The 19,157-nt window shown below is 70.4% G+C and carries 17 protein-coding genes; 3 read left to right on the forward strand and 14 right to left on the reverse strand.

The features are described from left to right. Nucleotides 1-8: 8 nt before the first annotated feature. From AB0F38_RS26885 to AB0F38_RS26895, 3 genes are all read right to left on the reverse strand, one after another. Nucleotides 9-347, reverse strand: coding sequence for a P-II family nitrogen regulator (locus tag AB0F38_RS26885; RefSeq protein WP_014048583.1), 339 nt, complete (start codon nt 345-347; stop codon nt 9-11). Further along, nucleotides 344-1,696, reverse strand: coding sequence for an ammonium transporter (locus tag AB0F38_RS26890; protein ID WP_361898469.1), 1,353 nt, complete (start codon nt 1,694-1,696; stop codon nt 344-346). The genes AB0F38_RS26885 and AB0F38_RS26890 overlap by 4 nt, the downstream gene beginning before the upstream one ends. 338 nt (nt 1,697-2,034) lie before the next feature. After that, nucleotides 2,035-3,507 carry a hypothetical protein gene (locus tag AB0F38_RS26895; protein WP_361898472.1) on the reverse strand — a complete coding sequence of 491 codons (1,473 nt, stop codon included), beginning with the start codon at nt 3,505-3,507 and terminating at the stop codon, nt 2,035-2,037. A 427-nt stretch (nt 3,508-3,934) separates the two neighbouring features. Between AB0F38_RS26895 and AB0F38_RS26900 the strand changes: the two genes are divergently transcribed. After that, nucleotides 3,935-4,585, forward strand: coding sequence for a bifunctional DNA primase/polymerase (locus tag AB0F38_RS26900; protein ID WP_361898475.1), 651 nt, complete (start codon nt 3,935-3,937; stop codon nt 4,583-4,585). A 66-nt stretch (nt 4,586-4,651) separates the two neighbouring features. On the opposite strand, the gene ftsY is transcribed toward AB0F38_RS26900, so the two are convergent. From ftsY to AB0F38_RS26925, 5 genes are all read right to left on the reverse strand, one after another. After that, complete coding sequence (gene ftsY / locus AB0F38_RS26905; RefSeq protein WP_361898478.1) at nt 4,652-5,857, reverse strand: signal recognition particle-docking protein FtsY; 1,206 nt, start codon at nt 5,855-5,857, stop codon at nt 4,652-4,654. A 588-nt stretch (nt 5,858-6,445) separates the two neighbouring features. Further along, nucleotides 6,446-7,864 carry a sugar porter family MFS transporter gene (locus tag AB0F38_RS26910; RefSeq protein WP_361898481.1) on the reverse strand — a complete coding sequence of 473 codons (1,419 nt, stop codon included), beginning with the start codon at nt 7,862-7,864 and terminating at the stop codon, nt 6,446-6,448. 252 nt (nt 7,865-8,116) lie between these two features. Beyond that, nucleotides 8,117-11,806 carry an AAA family ATPase gene (locus AB0F38_RS26915; RefSeq protein WP_361898484.1) on the reverse strand — a complete coding sequence of 1,230 codons (3,690 nt, stop codon included), beginning with the start codon at nt 11,804-11,806 and terminating at the stop codon, nt 8,117-8,119. A gap of 314 nt (nt 11,807-12,120) precedes the next feature. Beyond that, on the reverse strand, nt 12,121-12,333 hold the full coding sequence (locus AB0F38_RS26920) for a hypothetical protein (protein WP_033304037.1): 213 nt from the start codon (nt 12,331-12,333) through the stop codon (nt 12,121-12,123). Nucleotides 12,334-12,768: 435 nt separating this feature from the next. Beyond that, a complete protein-coding gene (locus tag AB0F38_RS26925) occupies nt 12,769-13,050 on the reverse strand; it encodes an acylphosphatase (RefSeq protein WP_361898487.1) in 282 nt (93 codons plus the stop codon). Nucleotides 13,051-13,205: 155 nt separating this feature from the next. Here AB0F38_RS26925 and AB0F38_RS26930 point away from each other — a divergent pair, with 155 nt between their 5' ends. Together AB0F38_RS26930 and AB0F38_RS26935 are read left to right on the forward strand one after the other, a co-directional pair. Next, nucleotides 13,206-14,159 (forward strand): CAP domain-containing protein, encoded by a 954-nt coding sequence (locus tag AB0F38_RS26930; RefSeq protein ID WP_361898490.1) that lies wholly within the window; start codon nt 13,206-13,208, stop codon nt 14,157-14,159. A 76-nt stretch (nt 14,160-14,235) separates the two neighbouring features. After that, nucleotides 14,236-14,634, forward strand: a complete 399-nt coding sequence (locus tag AB0F38_RS26935; protein ID WP_361898493.1) for a helix-turn-helix domain-containing protein — start codon at nt 14,236-14,238, stop codon at nt 14,632-14,634. A 31-nt stretch (nt 14,635-14,665) separates the two neighbouring features. Here the strand turns inward: AB0F38_RS26935 and mutM are convergent, their stop codons facing one another. The 6 genes from mutM to coaD form a co-directional block, all read right to left on the reverse strand. Beyond that, nucleotides 14,666-15,523 (reverse strand): bifunctional DNA-formamidopyrimidine glycosylase/DNA-(apurinic or apyrimidinic site) lyase, encoded by an 858-nt coding sequence (gene mutM / locus AB0F38_RS26940; RefSeq protein ID WP_361898495.1) that lies wholly within the window; start codon nt 15,521-15,523, stop codon nt 14,666-14,668. A 76-nt stretch (nt 15,524-15,599) separates the two neighbouring features. Then, nucleotides 15,600-16,424 carry a ribonuclease III gene (rnc, locus tag AB0F38_RS26945; RefSeq protein WP_361898498.1) on the reverse strand — a complete coding sequence of 275 codons (825 nt, stop codon included), beginning with the start codon at nt 16,422-16,424 and terminating at the stop codon, nt 15,600-15,602. Between the two features lie 19 nt (nt 16,425-16,443). Beyond that, a complete protein-coding gene (rpmF, locus tag AB0F38_RS26950) occupies nt 16,444-16,617 on the reverse strand; it encodes a 50S ribosomal protein L32 (protein WP_003965982.1) in 174 nt (57 codons plus the stop codon). A 2-nt stretch (nt 16,618-16,619) separates the two neighbouring features. Further along, nucleotides 16,620-17,285: a DUF177 domain-containing protein gene (locus tag AB0F38_RS26955; protein WP_361898501.1), complete on the reverse strand. Its 666-nt coding sequence runs from the start codon at nt 17,283-17,285 to the stop codon at nt 16,620-16,622. Between the two features lie 149 nt (nt 17,286-17,434). Then, nucleotides 17,435-18,565: a cell division initiation protein gene (locus tag AB0F38_RS26960; RefSeq protein WP_361898504.1), complete on the reverse strand. Its 1,131-nt coding sequence runs from the start codon at nt 18,563-18,565 to the stop codon at nt 17,435-17,437. 97 nt (nt 18,566-18,662) lie between these two features. Further along, complete coding sequence (gene coaD / locus AB0F38_RS26965) at nt 18,663-19,142, reverse strand: pantetheine-phosphate adenylyltransferase (RefSeq protein ID WP_361898578.1); 480 nt, start codon at nt 19,140-19,142, stop codon at nt 18,663-18,665. Between the last annotated feature and the right edge of the window lie 15 nt (nt 19,143-19,157).

The following is a 19,157-nucleotide window of genomic DNA, read 5'->3' on the forward strand; positions in this document are numbered from 1 at the left end:
ACCGTCGGTCAGAGTGCGTCGGGACCGCGTTCGCCGGTCCGTACACGGATCGCGGTCTCCACCGGGACGCTCCAGACCTTGCCGTCACCGATCTTGCCCGTCCGGGCGGCCTTGACGACCACGTCGATGAGCTGTTCGGCGTCCTCGTCCTCGACGAGGACCTCGATGCGGATCTTCGGTACGAGGTCGACGGTGTACTCGGCGCCCCGGTAGACCTCGGTGTGTCCGCGCTGACGCCCGTAGCCGCTGGCTTCCGTGACCGTGAGGCCCTGGACGCCGAAGGCCTGGAGTGCCTCCTTGATCTCGTCCAGCCTGTGCGGCTTCACGACTGCGGTGATGAGCTTCATGCGTCCACCTTCTTGTTCGTCGGGGCTGCCGTGGCGCCGGGCGCCGGAGGTGCGGTGCGCGTAACCGCGCCGCCGCCGGCGCCGCTGAAGTCGTAGGCCGTCTCGGCGTGCTCGACCTGGTCGATACCGGAGATCTCGTCGTCCTCCGGGACGCGCATCCCGATCGTCCTGTCCAGGACGAAGGCGAGGGCCGCGGAGACGACCAGAGAGTACGCGAGGACCGCGAACACTCCGACGGCCTGCTTGCCGAGCTGGTCGAGGCCGCCGCCGTAGAAGAGGCCCTTGGCGTCGGACTGCACTCCGCCGGTGGCGAAGAAGCCCACGAGGAGGGAGCCGATGATGCCGCCGACGAGGTGGACGCCGACGACGTCCAGGGAGTCGTCGTAGCCGAGCTTGTACTTCAGGCCGACCGCCATGGCGCACAGGACACCGGCGACGACGCCGACCGCGATGGCGCCCAGCGGGCTGACCGCACCGCCCGCGGGGGTGATGGCGACGAGACCGGCGACGGCGCCGGAGGCGGCACCCAGGGTGGTGAAGGAACCGTGGCGGATCTTCTCGTAGGCGAGCCATCCCAGGACGGCCGCACCGGTGGCGACCTGCGTGTTCACGAACATGACGGCGCCGACACCGTCGTCGTTGCCGAGCCACGAGCCGGCGTTGAAGCCGAACCAGCCGAACCACAGGAGGGCGGCGCCGAGCATGACGAGCGGCAGGCTGTGCGGCCGCATCGGGTCCTTCTTGAAGCCGACCCGCTTGCCGATGACGAGGATCACGCCGAGGGCCGCCGCGCCCGCGTTGATGTGGACGGCCGTACCGCCGGCGAAGTCGATGACACCCAGCTCGAAGAGCCAGCCGCCCGCGCCCCACACCCAGTGGGCGACGGGGAAGTAGACGACCGTGACCCACAGGGTGATGAACAGGGCCCACGAGGTGAACTTGACCCGGTCGGCGAGGGCACCGCTGATGAGAGCCGGGGTGAGCACGGCGAACATCAGCTGGAAGACCGCGAAGACATAGGTCGGGATGGTGTAACCGTCCCAGAGCTCGGTCACGCCGATCCCGCTGAGACCGACGAAGTCCGAGCTCCAGCCGATGACGGAGCCGACGTCGGTGCCGAAGGCGAGGCTGAATCCGTAGAGCACCCACAGGACCGTGACGATCCCGAGGCTGATGAAGCTCATCATCAGCATGTTCAGGGTGCTCTTGACGCGGACCATGCCTCCGTAGAAGAAGGCCAGACCCGGGGTCATGAGCATCACCAGCGCGGAGCAGATGAGCATGAACCCTGTGTTGGCGGCAGACAGCTCGGGGGCGTCTGCGGCAAGCGTCGTGATGCCTGGGGGCATCGGCGTCTCCTCGTCGTCGGTGCGGCCACGTGCGGGGGTGCGGGACCACGGTGAAAAGGTGCGGGCCGGTTATGCGCCATGAGATTCGCGCAGCGCGGTTTCCACGAATGCCGCACGATGTTTCGCCGCAGTGACGAAGGGGCGTGACGTGTTACGTCCGAATGAACCACGGGTGTCGGACCCGGTGTGCTGCCTACCCTGCTGCCTGCGCCGCATACGGCGCGGTTCGGGACCCCGAAAACGTGAACCGGCCACGACAGCCACCCGCTGACCTGGCGATGGGGGAGCCGAGTCGGGATGTACGGGATGGCTGTCGTGGCCGGTGACAGGGGTGCCGGTCAGACCGCCTGGGCGGTCTCCGGGAGCTGCTCGGTGAGCAGGTCGGTGAGCCGCGCGACCTCGGGAATGTCGCCGAAGTCCCTGGCAGCGGTGTCGACGGTCTTGCGGAGCCGGGTGTTGACACGCTCCGACCTGATCTTCTTGGCGATCCTCAGGGCCCGGGCGGCCGGCACGGTCGACTCCTCGGGCTCACGCTTGAGGAGGTGCACGGTCGCCATGCCGATCAGATTGAGCGCGTAGGACCTCTGGTGCACCTCGTCGTCGCCGAAGAGCTCGACGGCACGGGCCATGACGGGCTCGGCGAGCGAGGCGTACGTGGGACTGCGGCCCGCGACGTAGGCCAGGTCACGGTAGGAGTGGGCGTTCTCGCCGTGCAGTTCGGCGTCGGAGAAGAAGCGGATCCAGTCGGGCTCGGGCCCGTCGTCGAGGACGGCGTCGGCGAAGGTGTCCTCGGCCATCCGGACCGCTCGCTTGCACTTGCTCGGCTGGCCCATGTTGGCGTAGGCGCGGGCCTCCATCGCATACAGCATGGCCTGGGTGCGCGCGGTGGCGCAGTCCCGGCTTCCGTACTGGGCGAGATGGATGAGCTCGAGCGCGTCGTCGGGCCGCCCGAGGTGAATCATCTGGCGGCTCATGCTGGACAGGATGTAGGAACCCAGCGGCTTGTCCCCGGCCTCCTTGGAGGCGTGCAGGGCGAGCACGAAGTACTTCTGGGCGGTGGGCTGGAGGCCCACGTCGTAGCTCATCCAGCCCGCCAGTTCGGCCAGTTCGGCCGCGCACCGGAACAGCCGCCGGGCGGTCTGCCCGGGCTGGGGCTCCTGCAACAGGTCGGTGACCTCGTGGAGTTGGCCGACGACGGCCTTGCGGCGCAGCCCGCCGCCGCACTGGGCGTCCCACTGGCGGAACATCGCCGTGGTGGACTCCAGCAGGTCGAGCTCGGGCCGGGAGAGCCGCGAGGGCCGGTTCCCGGCGGACGCCTGTGCCGGCTCGGACTGCCCCGAGGGGGCGACGGGCACCAGCCAGCGCTGCATCGGCTCGATGAGGGTGGGGCCCGCGGCCAGGGCGAGGGAGCTGCCGAGGAAACCCCGCCGGGCCAGCATGAGGTCGCTGCGCGAGAACTCGCTGAGGAGTGCGACGGTCTGCGGGCCCGCCCAGGGCAGGTCGACCCCGGCCACCGACGGCGACTGGTGGACGGCGCGCAGCCCGAGGTCCTCCACGGCGACGACGGCTCCGAAGCGTTCGGAGAAGAGTTCGGACAGGATGCGCGGGATCGGTTCGCGGGGCTGTTCGCCGTCGAGCCAGCGCCGCACCCGTGAGGTGTCGGTGCTGATGTGGTGGGCGCCCAACTGGCGCGCCCGCCGGTTCACCTGGCGTGCGAGCTCGCCCTTGGACCAGCCGCTGCGCACGAACCAGGATCCCAATGGCCCGTTGGGGCGCTTCCCGGCACTCGTCCCTGCGCCGCTGCCACTCACTGGAACGCCCCCATCCCGCTGAAACCTGTCGCGCGAACCTTTATCAGAATGCCGTGCATCGGTGCTGCCCGAACGGACGTTGCGCGCCATCGAACAGAGAAACGGATTGCCTGGGGCATACCCGTGGGCGCACATGCAATTGCAGGGTTCGGGTACCGACGGTAATCCTACGATCACCGCTCCGGCGAGGGCGATCGCGGAAACGCCACCATTCGCCACCCCTTCGGATGAACCCGCTCGGCGCGGCGCGCGATTCACTTGACATGCCGCGGTCAGGGGTGAGCGGAGTGAAGCATTCAGGGGCGCGCGAGCGAGTCGCGCACTCCCACGAGGCCCGCTCCGTGCGCCGCCGGTCCGCGGCGACGACGGGGGACGCTCGGGGACTCCGGGTCGTAACCACCGGTGAGTCGGACCCGTTGGAGGGGGCATGGGCTTCACGATCGGCGGCATCCGCGAGATGCGTTCCGGCTCGCGGCGGCGCGGCCGTGCGGCGGCCGGGGCGACCGCGGTGGCGCAGTACACAGGACTCTGGGGCTGGGCGGTGGCACCGGGTGCGCGAGCCACGGCCGGATCCTGTTCGTGCGGCGACGCCCGGTGCGTCGCCCCCGGCGCGCATCCGCTGGACTTCGCCCGTGAGGTGCCGGCGGGCGCTTCCCCCGACATCGCCGAGGACGCCTGGGAGGAGGTGCCGGGCGCCTCGATGCTGCTGCCGGCGGGCCGGACCTTCGACGTGCTCGACGTCGCCGAGGCCGCCGGCCGGCACGCGCTGGTCCGGATGGAGCGGATGGGCCTGCCGGTGGGACCGGTGACGGTGACGCCGACGGGCCGGACGCAGTTCTTCGTCGCCCCCGGGGCCGCGAGTGGTCTGCCCGGGCTGCTCTACCGGATGGGCTGGGACGACGCGGACCTGGATCTCCGGGCGTTCGGCGCGGGCGCGTACATCACCGCTCCCCCCTCCGACCTCGGCGGCCTCGGCCCGGTCCGCTGGTTGCGTCCGCCGGTTCCGGGCACGGCGGTGACTCCCCCGCAGGCGCGGCTGCTGCTCGGCACCCTGGCCTACATATGCCACCGCTCGTGACGGGGGAAGGGCGGCAAACCCTCTCCGGGTCCGCCGCCCTTCCCCCGTACACGGGAGCAGGTGCCGTCAGTCGCCGATCAGCGCGTCGACGAAGGCCTCGGGCTCGAACGGCGCCAGATCGTCCGGTCCCTCACCGAGGCCGATGAGCTTCACCGGTACGCCCAGCTCACGCTGGACGGCGATGACGATGCCGCCCTTGGCGGTGCCGTCCAGCTTGGTGAGGACGATGCCGGTGATGTCGACGACCTCGGCGAACACCCGCGCCTGGACAAGTCCGTTCTGCCCGGTCGTGGCGTCCAGGACGAGGAGGATCTCATCGAGCGGCCCGTGCTTCTCGACGACCCGCTTGACCTTGCCGAGCTCGTCCATGAGCCCCGTCTTGGTGTGCAGCCGGCCGGCGGTGTCGATGAGCACCACGTCGGCGCCCTCGGCGATGCCCTCCTTGACGGCGTCGAAGGCGATCGAGGCGGGGTCGCCGCCCTCGGGCCCGCGGACCGTACGGGCGCCGACGCGCTCGCCCCAGGTCTGGAGCTGGTCGGCCGCCGCGGCCCGGAACGTGTCCGCGGCGCCGAGCACGACGCTGCGGCCGTCGGCGACGAGCACCCGGGCGAGCTTGCCCGTCGTGGTCGTCTTGCCGGTGCCGTTGACCCCGACGACCATCACGACGCCGGGCGTCTCGGCGCCGCCCTCCGTCCTGACCGCACGGTCGAAGTCGGGGCCGAGCAGGGCGATGAGCTCCTCGCGCAGCAGCGCGCGCAGCCCTTCGGGTGTACGGGTGCCGAGGACACGGACCCGCTCACGGAGCCGTTCCACCAGCTCCTGGGTGGGGGCGACACCGACGTCGGCGGTGAGGAGCGTGTCCTCGATCTCCTCCCAGGTGTCCTCGTCGAGGTTGTCGCGCGACAGGAGCGTGAGCAGCCCCTTGCCCAGCGAGTTCTGCGAGCGGGCGAGCCGGGCGCGGAGCCGCACCAGACGGCCCGCGGTGGGCTCGGGGACTTCGAGCGCGGGGGTCTCCGGCTCGATGACGACCGGGGCTTCGCCGACGGGGGTCCCGTCGGTGGGGGGACCGACCTCCTCGATGGTGCGCCGCGTTTCGTCGCGCGGCGCCTCGGCTTCCTCGCCGGCGCGGGGTTCCGCGGGAGGAGTGATGGTCGGCGTGCTCGACGGCGCCGAGGGCGGCAGCTGCTTCTTCTTGCGGCTGCTGACCACGAGCCCGCTGATCAGGCCGACCGCGACCAGGGCGATGATGACAGCAAGGATGACGATTTCCATAACCCGTCCAGTATCGGCCACGGCCGTGGTCCGGGCGCGGTTCCGGAGGACCGTACGGACGGACATGAGGGCGTAATGCGCCTTTTGGGGGTAGGGATACGCTTCCGTGCCTGGAGGACCACGGCCTGGATCTCGTTCCCGAGGCCGAGCGCACCGCCGGGTCCGCGGCCTCTTCCCCATCAGGGGTGACAGCCGGCATGACGGTGCCGCTGCCGGGGGTGGGCGCCGGGCTCACCGTCCTCGACGGGCCGAACTTCCGGCAGGCGGGGCCCCGGCACCCGTGCTGTCGTTCGGTCCGGGGCCCACACGCCGGCCACCTGGAAGCGTGCCGGCGCCCGGGCATGGCGCTCTCCCGGCCGGTTTCCGGACAGCACGGCCAGCACGACCACCTCTTCCCCGGCGCCCTGCCGCGGGTGGCCCGCCGGGACGCTCAACGCTGCTGCCGCGCCCGGCCGACGGCGCGGCCGACGTCACGGGCGGCCGACTCGCCGGCTTCTGACACCGCACGGGCCACGACGCGGTGCTGCCCCGGTCCGGCACGGGCCGGACCGGGGCAGCACCCGGTGCCGAGGAGAGGGGCAGCGGGGATCAGCCCATCTCCTCCAACGCCTTGCCCTTGGTCTCCTTCACGAACTTGAGCACGAAGGGGATCGAGAGCACGGCGAAGCAGGTGTAGATGATGTAGGTGGCCGACAGGTTCCAGTCGGCCAGGCTCGGGAAGCTCGCGGTGATCGCCCAGTTGGCGATCCACTGCGCCGACGCGGCGACGCCGAGGGCGGCTGCGCGGATGCGGTTCGGGAACATCTCGCCGAGGAAGACCCAGACGACGACACCCCACGACAGCGCGAAGAAGAGGACGAAGACGTGGGCGGCGATCAGGGCGACGGTGCCCTCGGTGCTGGGGAGCTTGCCGTCCACCAGGTCCGCGGAGAAGGCCCAGGCCTCGAAGGCCAGCGCCACGGCCATACCGACCGAACCGACGAGCGCGAGCGGCCGGCGGCCCACCCGGTCCACGAGGATCATGGCGATCACCGTGCCGATGATGTTGATGATCGACGTGGTGAAGGAATAGAAGAAGGAGTCGGTCGGGTCGATGCCGACGGACTGCCACAGCGTCGCCGAGTAGTAGAACGCGACGTTGATGCCGACGAGCTGCTGGAACACGGACAGACCGATACCGACCCAGACGATCGGCAGGAAGCCGAGGCGGCTCCCGAGCAGGTCGCTGAACTTCGACTTGTGCTCGCGGCGCATGGCCGTTTCGATCTCGTTCACCCGCGCGTCGAGGTCGACGTTCTTGCCCTCGACCTCTTCCAGGATCTTCCGGGCCCGGTCCTTCTTGCCGACGGAGATGAGGAAGCGCGGCGACTCGGGGATCGCGAAGGACAGCAGCCCGTACAGGATGGCGGGCACGACCATGACGCCGAGCATCCACTGCCAGGCCTCGAAGCCGCCGATGTCGCCGCGCTGGTCGCCGTCGGCGATCTGCAGGATGCCGTAGTTGACCAGCTGCGAGATCGCGATGCCGATGACGATGGCGGCCTGCTGGAAGGATCCGAGGCGGCCTCGGTAGGCGGGCGGCGAGACCTCGGCGATGTAGGCCGGGCCGATGACCGAGGCCATGCCGATCGCGAAGCCGCCGATGATCCGCCACATGGCGAGGTCCCACAGGGCGAACGGCAGTGCGGAACCGACGGCGCTGATGGTGAACAGCACCGAGGCGATCTGCATGCAGCGGATGCGGCCGATCCGGTCGGCGATGCGTCCCGCCGTGGCCGCCCCGATCGCACAGCCGATCAGAGCGATGGCGATCACCTGGGCCAGCGTTCCGGAGCCGATGTCGTACCGGTCACGGATGGCCTCGACAGCACCGTTGATCACGGAACTGTCGTAGCCGAAGAGGAAGCCGCCCATGGCCGCGGCTGCCGTGATGAAGATGACATGGCCGAGATGGTCCGGGTGGGCCTCCCGGGCTCCGGACTCCGGTCCGCGCGGTGTGCTGGTCACATGAAACTCCTGATGCCTGGCCGCACGTCAGGCGTGGGGGGTGAGCCCTCCCAGTGGCGCACAACTCAAGGCCGACCACCACTTGAAGGTAAAAACAACATTGCTGAGGTTATGCGTTCAAGTTTCGAAGTCAACACTCGGGGCGGAGTGGGACCGGACTCACGTGTACCCGGGGTCGCCCAGCAGGTGCGTTTAAGTGTTGAAGATTTTGTGAAAGGTAAGTGACCACGCCTCACTGGGCACGGCCGGCCCTCAGCGCAGCCGCTGGCTGATCACCTTGGAGACCCCGTCGCCCTGCATCGAGACGCCGTACAACGCGTCCGCGACCTCCATCGTCCGCTTCTGATGGGTGATCACGATGAGCTGGGAGCTCTCCTGGAGCTCCTCCATGATCCGGATCAGGCGCTGCAGATTGGTGTCGTCGAGCGCCGCCTCGACCTCGTCCATGACGTAGAACGGGCTCGGTCTGGCCTTGAAGATGGCGACCAGGAGGGCAACGGCCGTAAGGGATCTCTCGCCGCCCGACAGCAGCGAGAGCCGCTTGACCTTCTTGCCGGGCGGCCTGGCCTCGACGTCCAGCCCCGTCGTCAGCATGTTGTCCGGATCGGTGAGGATGAGCCGGCCCTCGCCTCCGGGGAAGAGCCGTGAGAAGACGCCTTCGAACTCACGGGCGGTGTCCCGGAAGGCCTCGGTGAACACCTGCTCCACCCGCTCGTCGACTTCCTTGATCACCTGCATCAGGTCGGCCCGGGTCTTCTTCAGGTCTTCGAGCTGCTCGGAGAGGAACTTGTGCCGTTCCTCCAGCGCCGAGAACTCCTCGAGGGCGAGCGGATTCACCTTCCCGAGTTGCTGATACGCCCGTTCGGCCGCCTTGAGCCGCTTCTCCTGCTCAGCCCTGACGAAGGGCGTCGGCTGGTTGCGCGGGTGCTCCGGAGCCTCCGGCAGCTCCTCCCCCTCCACCGCCGGGGACGGAGGCACCGGCCGGCCGGGGCCGTACTCGGCGGCCAGACCGGCCGGCTCGACACCGAACTCCTCCAGCGCCTTCGTCTCCAGCTGCTCCACACGGAGCCGCTTCTCGGCGCCGAGCACCTCACCGCGGTGCACCGAGTCGGTCAGCCGGTCGAGCTCGCTCTTGAGGTCGCGGCCCCGGCCTCGTTCGGCCGCCAGCTCCCGTTCGCGTGCGGCCTTCGCGGCCTCGGCCGTGGCCCGTTCCTCCCCGGCCCGTACGACGGAGACCTCCACATGGGCGAGCAGCTGACGGGCGCCGGACGCCACGGCGGCGGCCACGGCCGCCTCGTGACGCAACCGGGCGCGGCGCTGCTCGGCGCGGGTGCGGGCCTCGCGCTCCGCGCGGGCCCCGCGGTCGAGAGCGTCGGCCCGCCCGGCGAGCCCCTTGACGCGTTCCTCATGGGTACGGAGCTGGAGGCGCGCCTCCATCTCGGTCTGGCGCGCGTTGGCGCCGTCGGCGGCGAGCCGGTCCCGTACGGAGGTGTCGGGTTCCTCCTCGACCGGGGTCTCCTCCGCGACCAGCAGCCGCTCCGCGAGCTCCTCGGCCTCCTCGGTGGCCCGCTCCAGGGCCTCCTGGGCCCTGGCCGCGGAGGCGGTCGTCCGCTCGGCCTCCCCGGCGGCGCCCCGGGCCTGCCCGGCCAGCCTGCCGAGCTGCTGGGCCACTGCGGACTTCTCCCGCTCCGCGGCCCTGCGCCGGTCCCCCAGTTCCTCCACGCGGGCGGCCCCCTCACGGCGCCGCGCGGCGGCGAGCTGCTGGGCCCCGGCGAGCTCCTCGCACCGTACGGCGAGCTCGGCCAGCTCGGCGGCGGCCTCCTCGACGGAGGCCCGCACCTCCAGCAGGCTGGGCGCCCCGGCGGATCCGCCGTGCGCGAAGTGCGCGCCCAGCACGTCACCCTCGCCGGTCACCGCGGTCAGCGCCGGATGGGCGGCGACCAGGTCCTCGGCGTCCTCCAGGGTGCCGACGACGACCATGTCGCGCACCAGCAGCCGTACGGCCCGCATCAGTTCGGCGGGACCCCGCACCAGGGAGGAGACCGCGGGGGCCCGGGGTCCTTCGGCGGCGACAGCCGGAGCGGCCACGGCGGGCACCGGTCGCTGCGGCGGCGCCTCCCCGTCCGTGGCACCGTGCGGGGCGATCGAGCCCGGCACCGGCACCTGGCCCACGGCGGGCGCGGGATCCGGCTCGGCGCCCTGTGCGGGGACCTGACCGCCGCCCGGGCCCGCCGGCAGCAGCGACGCACGCCCCGCGTCCTGCTTGCGCAGCAGGCGGATCGCGTCGGCAGCCGTGGCGGGATCCCGTACCGCGATCGCGTCGGCAGCCGCTCCCAGCGCCGCCGCCACCGCGACCTCGTACCCGGGAGCCACCGTGATCAGTCCGGCCGCCGGCCCGAGCAGCCCCGGCAGCCGGTCCCGCGCACCGAGCAGTACGCCTGTGCCGTCCTTGCGACGCAGTCCCAGGGAGAGAGCCTCATGGCGGGCGGCGACCGCGGCGCGCTTGCGTTCCGCGGTGGTGACGGCCTCCCGCGCGGCGCCGAGCGCCGACTCCGCCTCCGCGAGCTCCCGCCTGGCCGCGTCGTGCCGCTCCGCCAGCTCCGCGTCGCCCGCGTCCAGTCCCTCGACCTCGGCCTTGAGCTGCTCGTACTCCTCCTGCGCCGCGAACGCCCGCTCCCGCGCCTCGTCCCGGGACGCGGCCAGCCGGTCGATCTCGGCCTGTGCCGAACCGGCGCGGCTGCGGGCCGCGTTGACCTGCCCGTTCAACCGGGCGAGCCCTTCGCGCCGGTCCGCGATGGCACGGGCGGCGTCCCTGAGCCTGCGCTCCTCCGCCGCCAACTCCCTTTCCAGATCTGACCGGTGCGCGGTGGTGTCCTCCAGCGCGTGCTCCGCCGCCTCCAGCGCTGCCGCAAGCTCCGCCTCCTGCTCGCGGATCCGGGCGGCCTCGCGCTCCATGTCCTCGGGGTCCCGTCCGCGCCGCTCCTCCTCCGGCGCGGCGGTGGCGCTCTTCACCCGGGCGTCGGCGAGTGAGATCGTGCCCCGCACGCGCTCGGCCAGCTGCGAGAGTTCGTACCAGGTCTGCTGGGCGCGCTGCAGCCGCGGCGCCAGCCGCCGTACCTCCTCCTCCAGGTCCGCCTCACGGGCGAGCGCCGCCTTGAGGTCGCCCTCCGCCGCCTCCCTGCGCTGCTTGAGGGCAGCCTCGTCGGCGATCTCGCTGCGCAGCGCCTCCCTCAGCCGCACCAGGTCGTCGGCGAGCAGCCGCAGCCGGGCGTCCCGCAGATCGGCCTGGATGACGGCGGCCCGGCGGGCCACGGCCGCCTGCCGGCCCAGGGGCTTGAGCTGGCGCCGGAGTTCGTCGGTGAGGTCCTGGACGCGGGCGAGGTTGGCCCCCATCGCCTCCAGCTTCCGCAGCGCCTTCTCCTTGCGCTTGCGGTGCTTGAGCACGCCCGCGGCCTCTTCGATGAACGCGCGGCGCCCCATCGGATCGGCGTGCAGTACGGAGTCCAGCCGGCCCTGGCCGACGATGACGTGCATCTCGCGGCCGATACCGGAGTCCGAGAGGAGTTCCTGGATGTCGAGCAGCCGGCAGGTGTCGCCATTGATCTGGTATTCGCTGCCACCGTTGCGGAACATGATCCGGGTGATCGTCACCTCGGCGTACTCGATGGGCAGCGCGCCGTCGGAATTGTCGATGGTCAGCGACACTTCCGCCCGGCCGAGCGGTGGTCTGCCGGTGGTGCCGGCGAAGATCACGTCTTCCATCTTGCCGCCGCGCAGGCTTTTGGCTCCCTGCTCGCCCATGACCCAGGAGAGCGCGTCCACCACATTGGATTTTCCGGACCCATTGGGACCGACGACGCAGGTGATCCCCGGTTCGAACCGCAGGGTCGTGGCGGAGGCGAATGATTTGAAACCACGCAGGGTCAGGGCCTTGAGGTGCACGCCGCCGGACTCTACCTTTCACTCTCGGTTTCGCTGATGAAGGCGCAGGGCACATCAGACGGTAAGCGAAGAGCGATACATCGGGGGCGGGCCGGGGGAAAGAAAAAGGGACGCCGAAGCGTCCCTTGGGTTCTCGCACAGTTGAATCTCACACAGTCCTGCGTGACGGATCGCGAACGGACCTGATCACGAGCAGTCCCCGGCTTTCGAGGGCGGCGGCGTGTTCAAGGACAGCGATCCGTGACGAAGACATTCCGGTGGTGATCCCGAGCGGCTGACACGAGCAGCCCGACCGGCCCCGGTGGGGCAATGGGTCAGGTCAGCGCGGGCTCCGCCTGAGGTACGTCGATGTCGATGCTGTCGAGCAGCGACTCCTGGTGCTGAGCGGCGGCGTTGAGCGCGTCGTTCTCGTCCTGGATCCGTACGAGCTCGGATTCCAGGTCCTGGACGCGCTTCTGGAGCCGTCGCATCTCGGCGAGGAGTCGCGGGTCGGAACCGCCGACGTAACCGAGAAGCGCCTTTGCCATGATGGATGGTCCTCCACACTGAGTGACCGACCGATGCGGTGTGGGTCGTGAGGGAATCGCACCCGCGTGCTCGGCAGTGCTCTTCACCACTGCGGTTCTGCTGCCAACCAGCTCTGCCAAACAGCTAGGGTGCGCGGGGTTTTCAGCGTCTCACCAAAAAGTTTGACGGTCAACACGATCACACGCCGTGGAGGCGGGTGTCCCGGGGCGCGCGGCCGGATGATCATGCGGCGCGACTCTCCTGCGGGGTCCCGGAGGGCGTGGAGATCTTCGTCAATTCCGCAGCCTGGCACGACATCCGCCTCTTGGCAACCATGCCCCTCTGCCGGGTCCTTTCGCAGGTCATTTTGGGTGCGTGGCCCTCGGAACCTTCTCCGTCACCCCTCGCGGCACCCCGGATACGGAGCGGATCCGCGCCCCATTTCCCGGCAGGCCTCAGCGGATCGCGAATCCCTCGTAAACCCTGCGCGGCGTGTCCCAGATCTCAGTCACGCCGTCCACGCGGCCGGGTGTGTCATCGGATGCGAGCCAGTCGAGCAGACGGTGGCAATTCTCACGCGGTCCCTCGGCGACCACCTGCACCCTGCCGTCGTCGAGATTGAGGGCGAAGCCGGTGAGGCCTCCGATCTCCAAAGCATTTGCCCTGGTGAACCAGCGGAACCCTACTTGCTGTACTCGGCCGCGTACCCATACGACGAGTCGTGCGTCTTCGTTCATGCTCGAACGCTAACGGGCCTATTGCTCGAGGAGCACGTCGGCCCAATACGTCATGGCGTACAGTCCCGTCGCAATAGCCTCACCCGAACGGGTGAGATCGACGGGATTACGGTGACGTCGCAGCGGCGCCGCCGAGCACGAGGAAGGCACAGCGCATGGGACGCCATCGACGCGCAGGCGCAGCCCCCGCCGCTGAGCAGCAGACCGCGGGCGCGGCAGGCTGGCACCGCGGTGTCCGCCGCAAGAAGCGGGCCGGCGCTCCCCTGCGCACCGGTCTTCTCGGCGTGTCCGCGGCGGTGGCCGTGGGCGCGGTCGCTGTCGCATCGGGTCTGCTGCCCGGCGGCGACACCTACAGCGTCAGCGGCGGCACCGCCGCCGAACAGGTCCGCGCCGGCGGCGCCCCCGACCTGCTGACCCAGGGCGGCTCCTCCGCCGAACCGACCGACCGGGCCTCGGCCTCCGCGTCCGCCTCGGCCTCCGCGTCCGCCTCCGCGCAGGCCGCACGGGGTGGCGAGCGTTCCGCGGCGCCCTCGAAGTCCGCCTCGGCCGGCCCGGAAAAGAAGCCCTCAGCCACCGCCTCGAAGCGGGCCGGGAAGCGGACCGAGGCACCGGAGCGGACGAAGGCACCGGCCACCGGGGCGCGGAAGAGCTCGCGTCCGGCCACGAAGGCCCCGGCCCCTTTGAAGAAGACCTCGTCCCCCTCGCCGAGCCGTACGCCCGAGGCCCCGGCCGGCACCTCCGCGCAGGCGGCCGTGCTCGCCCTGGTCAACCAGGAGCGCGCGAAGGCCGGCTGCAGCCCGGTCACCGCCCGGGCCTCGCTGACCGCGCTCGCCCAGGCCTTCAGCGAGGACATGGCCGCCCGCGGCTTCTTCGACCACACCGACCCCGACGGGGCGACCCCCTGGGACCGCGCCGCGAAGGCCGGCGTGCAGGGTCTCGGCGGCGAGAACATAGCCCGGGGCCAGGCCGACGCGCAGGCGGTCATGGACGCCTGGATGAACAGCGACGGCCACCGCGCGAACATTCTCAATTGCGACTACACGACGCTCGGCGTGGGTGTGCACATGGGTTCCGGCGGCCCCTGGTGGACGCAGGACTTCGGCTTCTGACCCCTCCCGCCGCCCCCGCTTACGCCTGTGCAGCGCTCACCCGAAGTGAGCGCTGCACAGGCGTAAGCTGACGCGTATGAGCGAGGCACCGGCGGAGCGCGACGGCAGCGGTCCACCCTTCGACGTCTTCTCCCGGCTGTGTCCTTCCCGGGGAACGCTGGAGCACCTCACCGGCCGCTGGGGCAGCCTGACCCTGGGGGCGCTGTACGGGAACAGGCTCCGCTTCAACGAGCTGCGCCGACGGGTCGACGGGGTCAGCGAGAAGATGCTCTCCCAGACCCTGCACGCGCTGGAGCGCGACGGTCTGGTGCACCGCGAGGCCCAGCCCACCAATCCGCCGCGCGTCGACTACGAGCTGACGTCCCTGGGCCACGAGGTCGCCGGCCGGCTGGCGGGGCTCATCCGGCTGGTGGAGGGCCGGATGCCCGAGGTGCTCGACGCCCGCGGGCGGTACGACGGGGCCCGCGGGGCCTGAGCCCGTACAGCCCGCGCACACCCCGGAGCCGTCAGCCCGTGCGCGGCGGACGCTGGCAGCGCGGGCAGAAGTAGCTGGACCGGTTCATCCACGGCCTCCGGCGCATCGGCGTCCCGCAGCGGTGACAGGGTTCGTCCTCCCGGCCGTAGGCGTCGAGCGACCGGTCGAAATAGCCGGACTCACCGTTCACATTCACGTACAGGCTGTCGAAGCTGGTGCCGCCCTGGTCGAGGGCCTCGCGCATCACGTCCCGGACGTGACCGAGCAGCTCCGCCGTCCTCGGGCGGGTCAGCGTCCCGGTCGGCCGCTCGTAGTGCAGTCTGCTGCGCCAGAGCGCCTCGTCCGCGTAGATGTTGCCGACACCGCTGATCAGGGACTGGTCGAGCAGGGCGCGCTTGACCGTCGTACGGCGCAGGCGCAGCGCCGTGTGGAACGCGGCGTCGTCGAAGTCCGGGTCGAGCGGGTCGCGGGCGATGTGCGCGATGACGTCGGGCAGGCCGTCGGGGGTGTTCTCGTGGAGCGACAGCCCGCCGAAGGTCCGCTGGTCCACGAAACGCAGTTCGGTGCCGAGGGTGTCGTCGAAGCGGATCCGGATCCGCAGGTGCTTCTCGTCGGGGGTCTCCGCGCTCTGCACGAGCAGCTGGCCGCTCATGCCGAGGTGCCCGAGCAGTGAGGACTCCGCCTCGTCCAACGGCACCCAGAGGTACTTCCCGCGGCGCATCGCCGTGCCGAAGCGCAGGCCGCGCAGCCGGGCCGCGAAATCCACGCCGCCCGCGAGGTGGCGCCGGACCGCACGCGGGTGCAGGACCTCGACGTCGTCGACGGTGCGCCCGGCGACCCAGCGCTCCAGCCCCCGCCGTACGACTTCGACCTCGGGCAGTTCGGGCACGGTGACTCCTTCGGGCACGGGGGGAGGACAGCGAGAGCCCCCCGGTGCACAAGGCGCCGGGGGGCTCTCGGGTGGTTCAGGCGGGAGCCGCGTCCGCGTGCGGCGACGGGTCGGCAGGGGTGTCGGCGGCCCCTCCGTCGGCAGCGGCACTCGCCGTGGCCTCCCGTGCTTCCGCGGCGGCGCTGATCTCGCGCCAGGCGGATTCCGCCGCCTGCTGCTCCGCTTCCTTCTTGCTACGGCCGGTGCCGGTGCCGTACGAGACACCACCGACGCGAGCAGCAGCAGTGAAGGTCTTCTCGTGGTCCGGGCCGGTCTCCGTGACGAGGTACTCGGGGACTCCGAGGCTCTCGCTCGCGGTGAGCTCCTGGAGACTGGTCTTCCAGTCCAGGCCGGCACCGAGGCTCGAGGACCTGTCGATCAGCGGGTCGAAGAGCCGGTGCACCAGCTCCGAGGCCGCGCCGAGGCCCTGGTCGAGATAGACGGCGCCGATCACCGCTTCAAGGGTGTCGGCGAGGATGGAAGCCTTGTCCCGGCCACCCGTGCCCTCTTCACCGCGGCCGAGCCGGATGAAGGAGCCGAGTTCGAGGCCGCGGCCCACTTCCGCAAGTGCACGTGAGTTGACCACCGCGGCCCGCAACTTGGCCAGCTGGCCTTCGGGCAGGTCGGGGTGGGTACGGTACAGCGTGTCCGTGACCACCAGGCCGAGCACCGAATCCCCGAGGAATTCGAGCCGCTCGTTGGTGGGCAGACCGCCGTTCTCGTATGCGTACGAACGATGGGTCAGCGCACGCACCAGAAGGGCGGACTCGAGGTGATACCCGAGCCGCCCTTCCAGAAGCGTGTGGGACGAGGCTGTGTTGACGTTGTCTGCCTGCTTCTTGGCGCTGGACAACTCAGACATCGTGCCTCTCACCAGCCGCTCAGACCTCGAGGACCTGGCGCTTGTTGTAGGTGCCGCAGCTCGGGCACGCAATGTGCTGGAGCTTCGGCTCCTGGCAACGCTCGCACGAAACCAGGGTGGGGACCGCAGCCTTCCACTGCGACCGGCGGTGGCGCGTGTTGCTGCGCGACATCTTCCGCTTCGGAACAGCCACGGCTACTTCTCCTGCTTCTCGTCGACGCCAGGTTCGGCGCCGCCCATGTTGTCCTTCTCGCCGGCCTGAACGGTATCGGCGAGTCCTTGCAGTGCCGCCCAACGAATGTCGACGGCGTCGTGGTGGTGGCCCGGATTCTCGTCCAGCCTGATTCCGCACTCGGAACACAGACCGGCACAGGTCTCCTTGCACACCGGCTGCAGCGGAAGTGCGAGCACCACCGCGTCACGCAGCACAGACTCGAGGTCGAACAAGCCGTCCTCGAGGAAGAACCTGTCCTCGTCGTCCTCGGCGTCGTCGACCGGATCCGCGGTCCTGCTGCGGTTCCGGTCATCGGCGTCAGGGTACGAGAACATCTCCTGGAAGTCCGCTTCGACCTCAAGGCGCAGCGGCTCCAGACACCTTACGCACTCCCCCTCGGCCGCTGCACGGGCGGTGCCTGTGACAAGCACCCCTTCCATGACCGATTCGAGGCGGAGGTCCAGCGCCAGGGGCGCGTTCTCCGGCACACCGATGACCCCGTCTATACCGAGGTCCTTCGGCGCTTCCACCGAGCGGGTGAGCCGCTTCAGGGCACCGGGACGCCGACCCAGCTCGCGCGTATCGAACACGAGGGGGTTGCGGTGGTCGAGGTGACCGTTCAGGGCTTTTCCTGCTTTCGAACTCATGTGCAATGTGCGGCTTCCGGAGGGACCGCCCCCGATCCTGAGGGAAAGCGGGCAGCCGGGATCGCGGACATACGCGCGACCGAGGATCCAGGATACTGGACGTACCGCCCAGCACCCAATCCGGTCCTGCCGCCCTCCGGACCGCCTCGTCAGCGCTCCTGTTCGTACCGGCGGAGCTGTTCCAGATCGATCATGCTGGTGTCGAACAGACTGGTCTCGTCGAGGGCGCTCTCGCCCTGCTGTGCGGGTGCCTGGCCCTGCTGGCCCCAGTACTCCTGCTGGGGCTGCCCCTGCGACTGGTTCGGGTCGTAGCCCTGCTGCTGGTAGCCGGCGTACGGGTCGGGCTGCTGCTGGTAGCCGGCATAGGGATCGGCCTGGAGCGGCCGGTCCTGGTAGGCGTACGTCTGCGCGTACTGCGGCTCCTGCTCGGTCCGCACCGGGAAACCTGCCTGCGCGGGGTCCTGGTAATCCGCCACCGGTGCGTAGTCCGGCTGCGCGGGCTCCGCGTACAGGGGCTGCCGGGGAGCCTGCCGCTGCTCCGGGGCGGAGAGCTCGGCCAGACCCGCCCAGTGGTCCTCGTCGCTGGTGCGCAGGTGCCCGCCCGCGGCGTCCTGGGCCGCCATGTGCGCGCCCAGGTCGTCGGTGGCGACCCGGCCGTGCAGCTTCTGCCGGCCGCGGCCGACGGCTTCCAGGGTCTTGGCCAGTACGGCCTCGAAGGCGCCGAGCTTGGTGTCGACGTAGTCGTCCGCGCGCCGCTTGAGCGTCTCGGGATCCGCGCTGCGCTCGGGTGCCTCGGCGAAGTCCGGGTCCTCGTAGCCCTGCGCGTCGAGCCCCTCACTGCGGCCCAGGAGCTTCTCCCGGCCGCGGTCGACGGAGCCGATGGTCTTGGTGAGGACGACCTCGAAGTTGGCGAGCTTGCTGTCCACGTATTCGTCGGCCTCGCCACGGACCTCCTCGGCCTCCCTGCGGGCCTCGGACAGGATCCGCTCGGCCTCCGCCTGGGACTGCCGGGCGATCTCGGTGTCGGAGATCAGCGAACCGCGCTGGGCCCGTGCGGACTCGACGATCCGCTCGGCCTCCTGCCGGGCCTGCTCGACGAGCTGCTCACGGCCGCCGATGAGCTCCTGGGCGTGGGCGAGCGAGCCGGGCAGTGCCTCCCGGACCTCCTCGAGCATCGCCAGCAGCTCGGCGCGGTTGACCACGCAGGACGCCGACATGGGCATGGAACGGGCGTTCCCGACCGTTTCGACGATCTCGTCGAGCTTCTTCTGCACGTCCACCGTGTGCTCGCCACTCTCTGCTGCTGTTGGAGACGGACGGGACGACTGTAAGGCCAGTCGCCTTCCGCCCGACACCTGGTGACGGACGGTCAGCACCTCACTTCCGGCCGAGGCGCTCCACGAGGGCGGCGTGGACCGGCGGCGGCAGCAGGTGCGACACGTCGCCGCCCCAGGTGGCGACCTCCTTGACCAGCGAGGACGACAGGAAGCTGTAGGTCGGGTTCGTCGGCACGAAGAGCGTCTCGACCCCGGAGAGCCCGTTGTTCATCTGGGCCATCTGCAGCTCGTAGTCGAAGTCGCTCACGGCGCGCAGGCCCTTCACGATCGCCGGGATGTCACGCTGCTTGCAGAAGTCGACCAGCAGGCCGTGGAAGGACTCGACCTCGACGTTGCCGAAGTCGGCGGTGACCTGGCGGATCAGCTCCATCCGCTCGTCGACCGTGAACAGCCCCTTCTTGGACTGGTTGATCATCACGGCGACGTGCACGACGTCGTACAGCTTCGAGGCTCGTCCGATGATGTCGAGATGTCCATTGGTGATGGGGTCGAACGACCCCGGACAGACGGCGCGGCGCAACGTGGTTCCCTCGCT

Origin of the sequence: Streptomyces sp. NPDC025273, assembly GCF_040638585.1 — a bacterium.
Lineage (GTDB): Bacteria > Actinomycetota > Actinomycetes > Streptomycetales > Streptomycetaceae > Streptomyces > Streptomyces cinereorectus.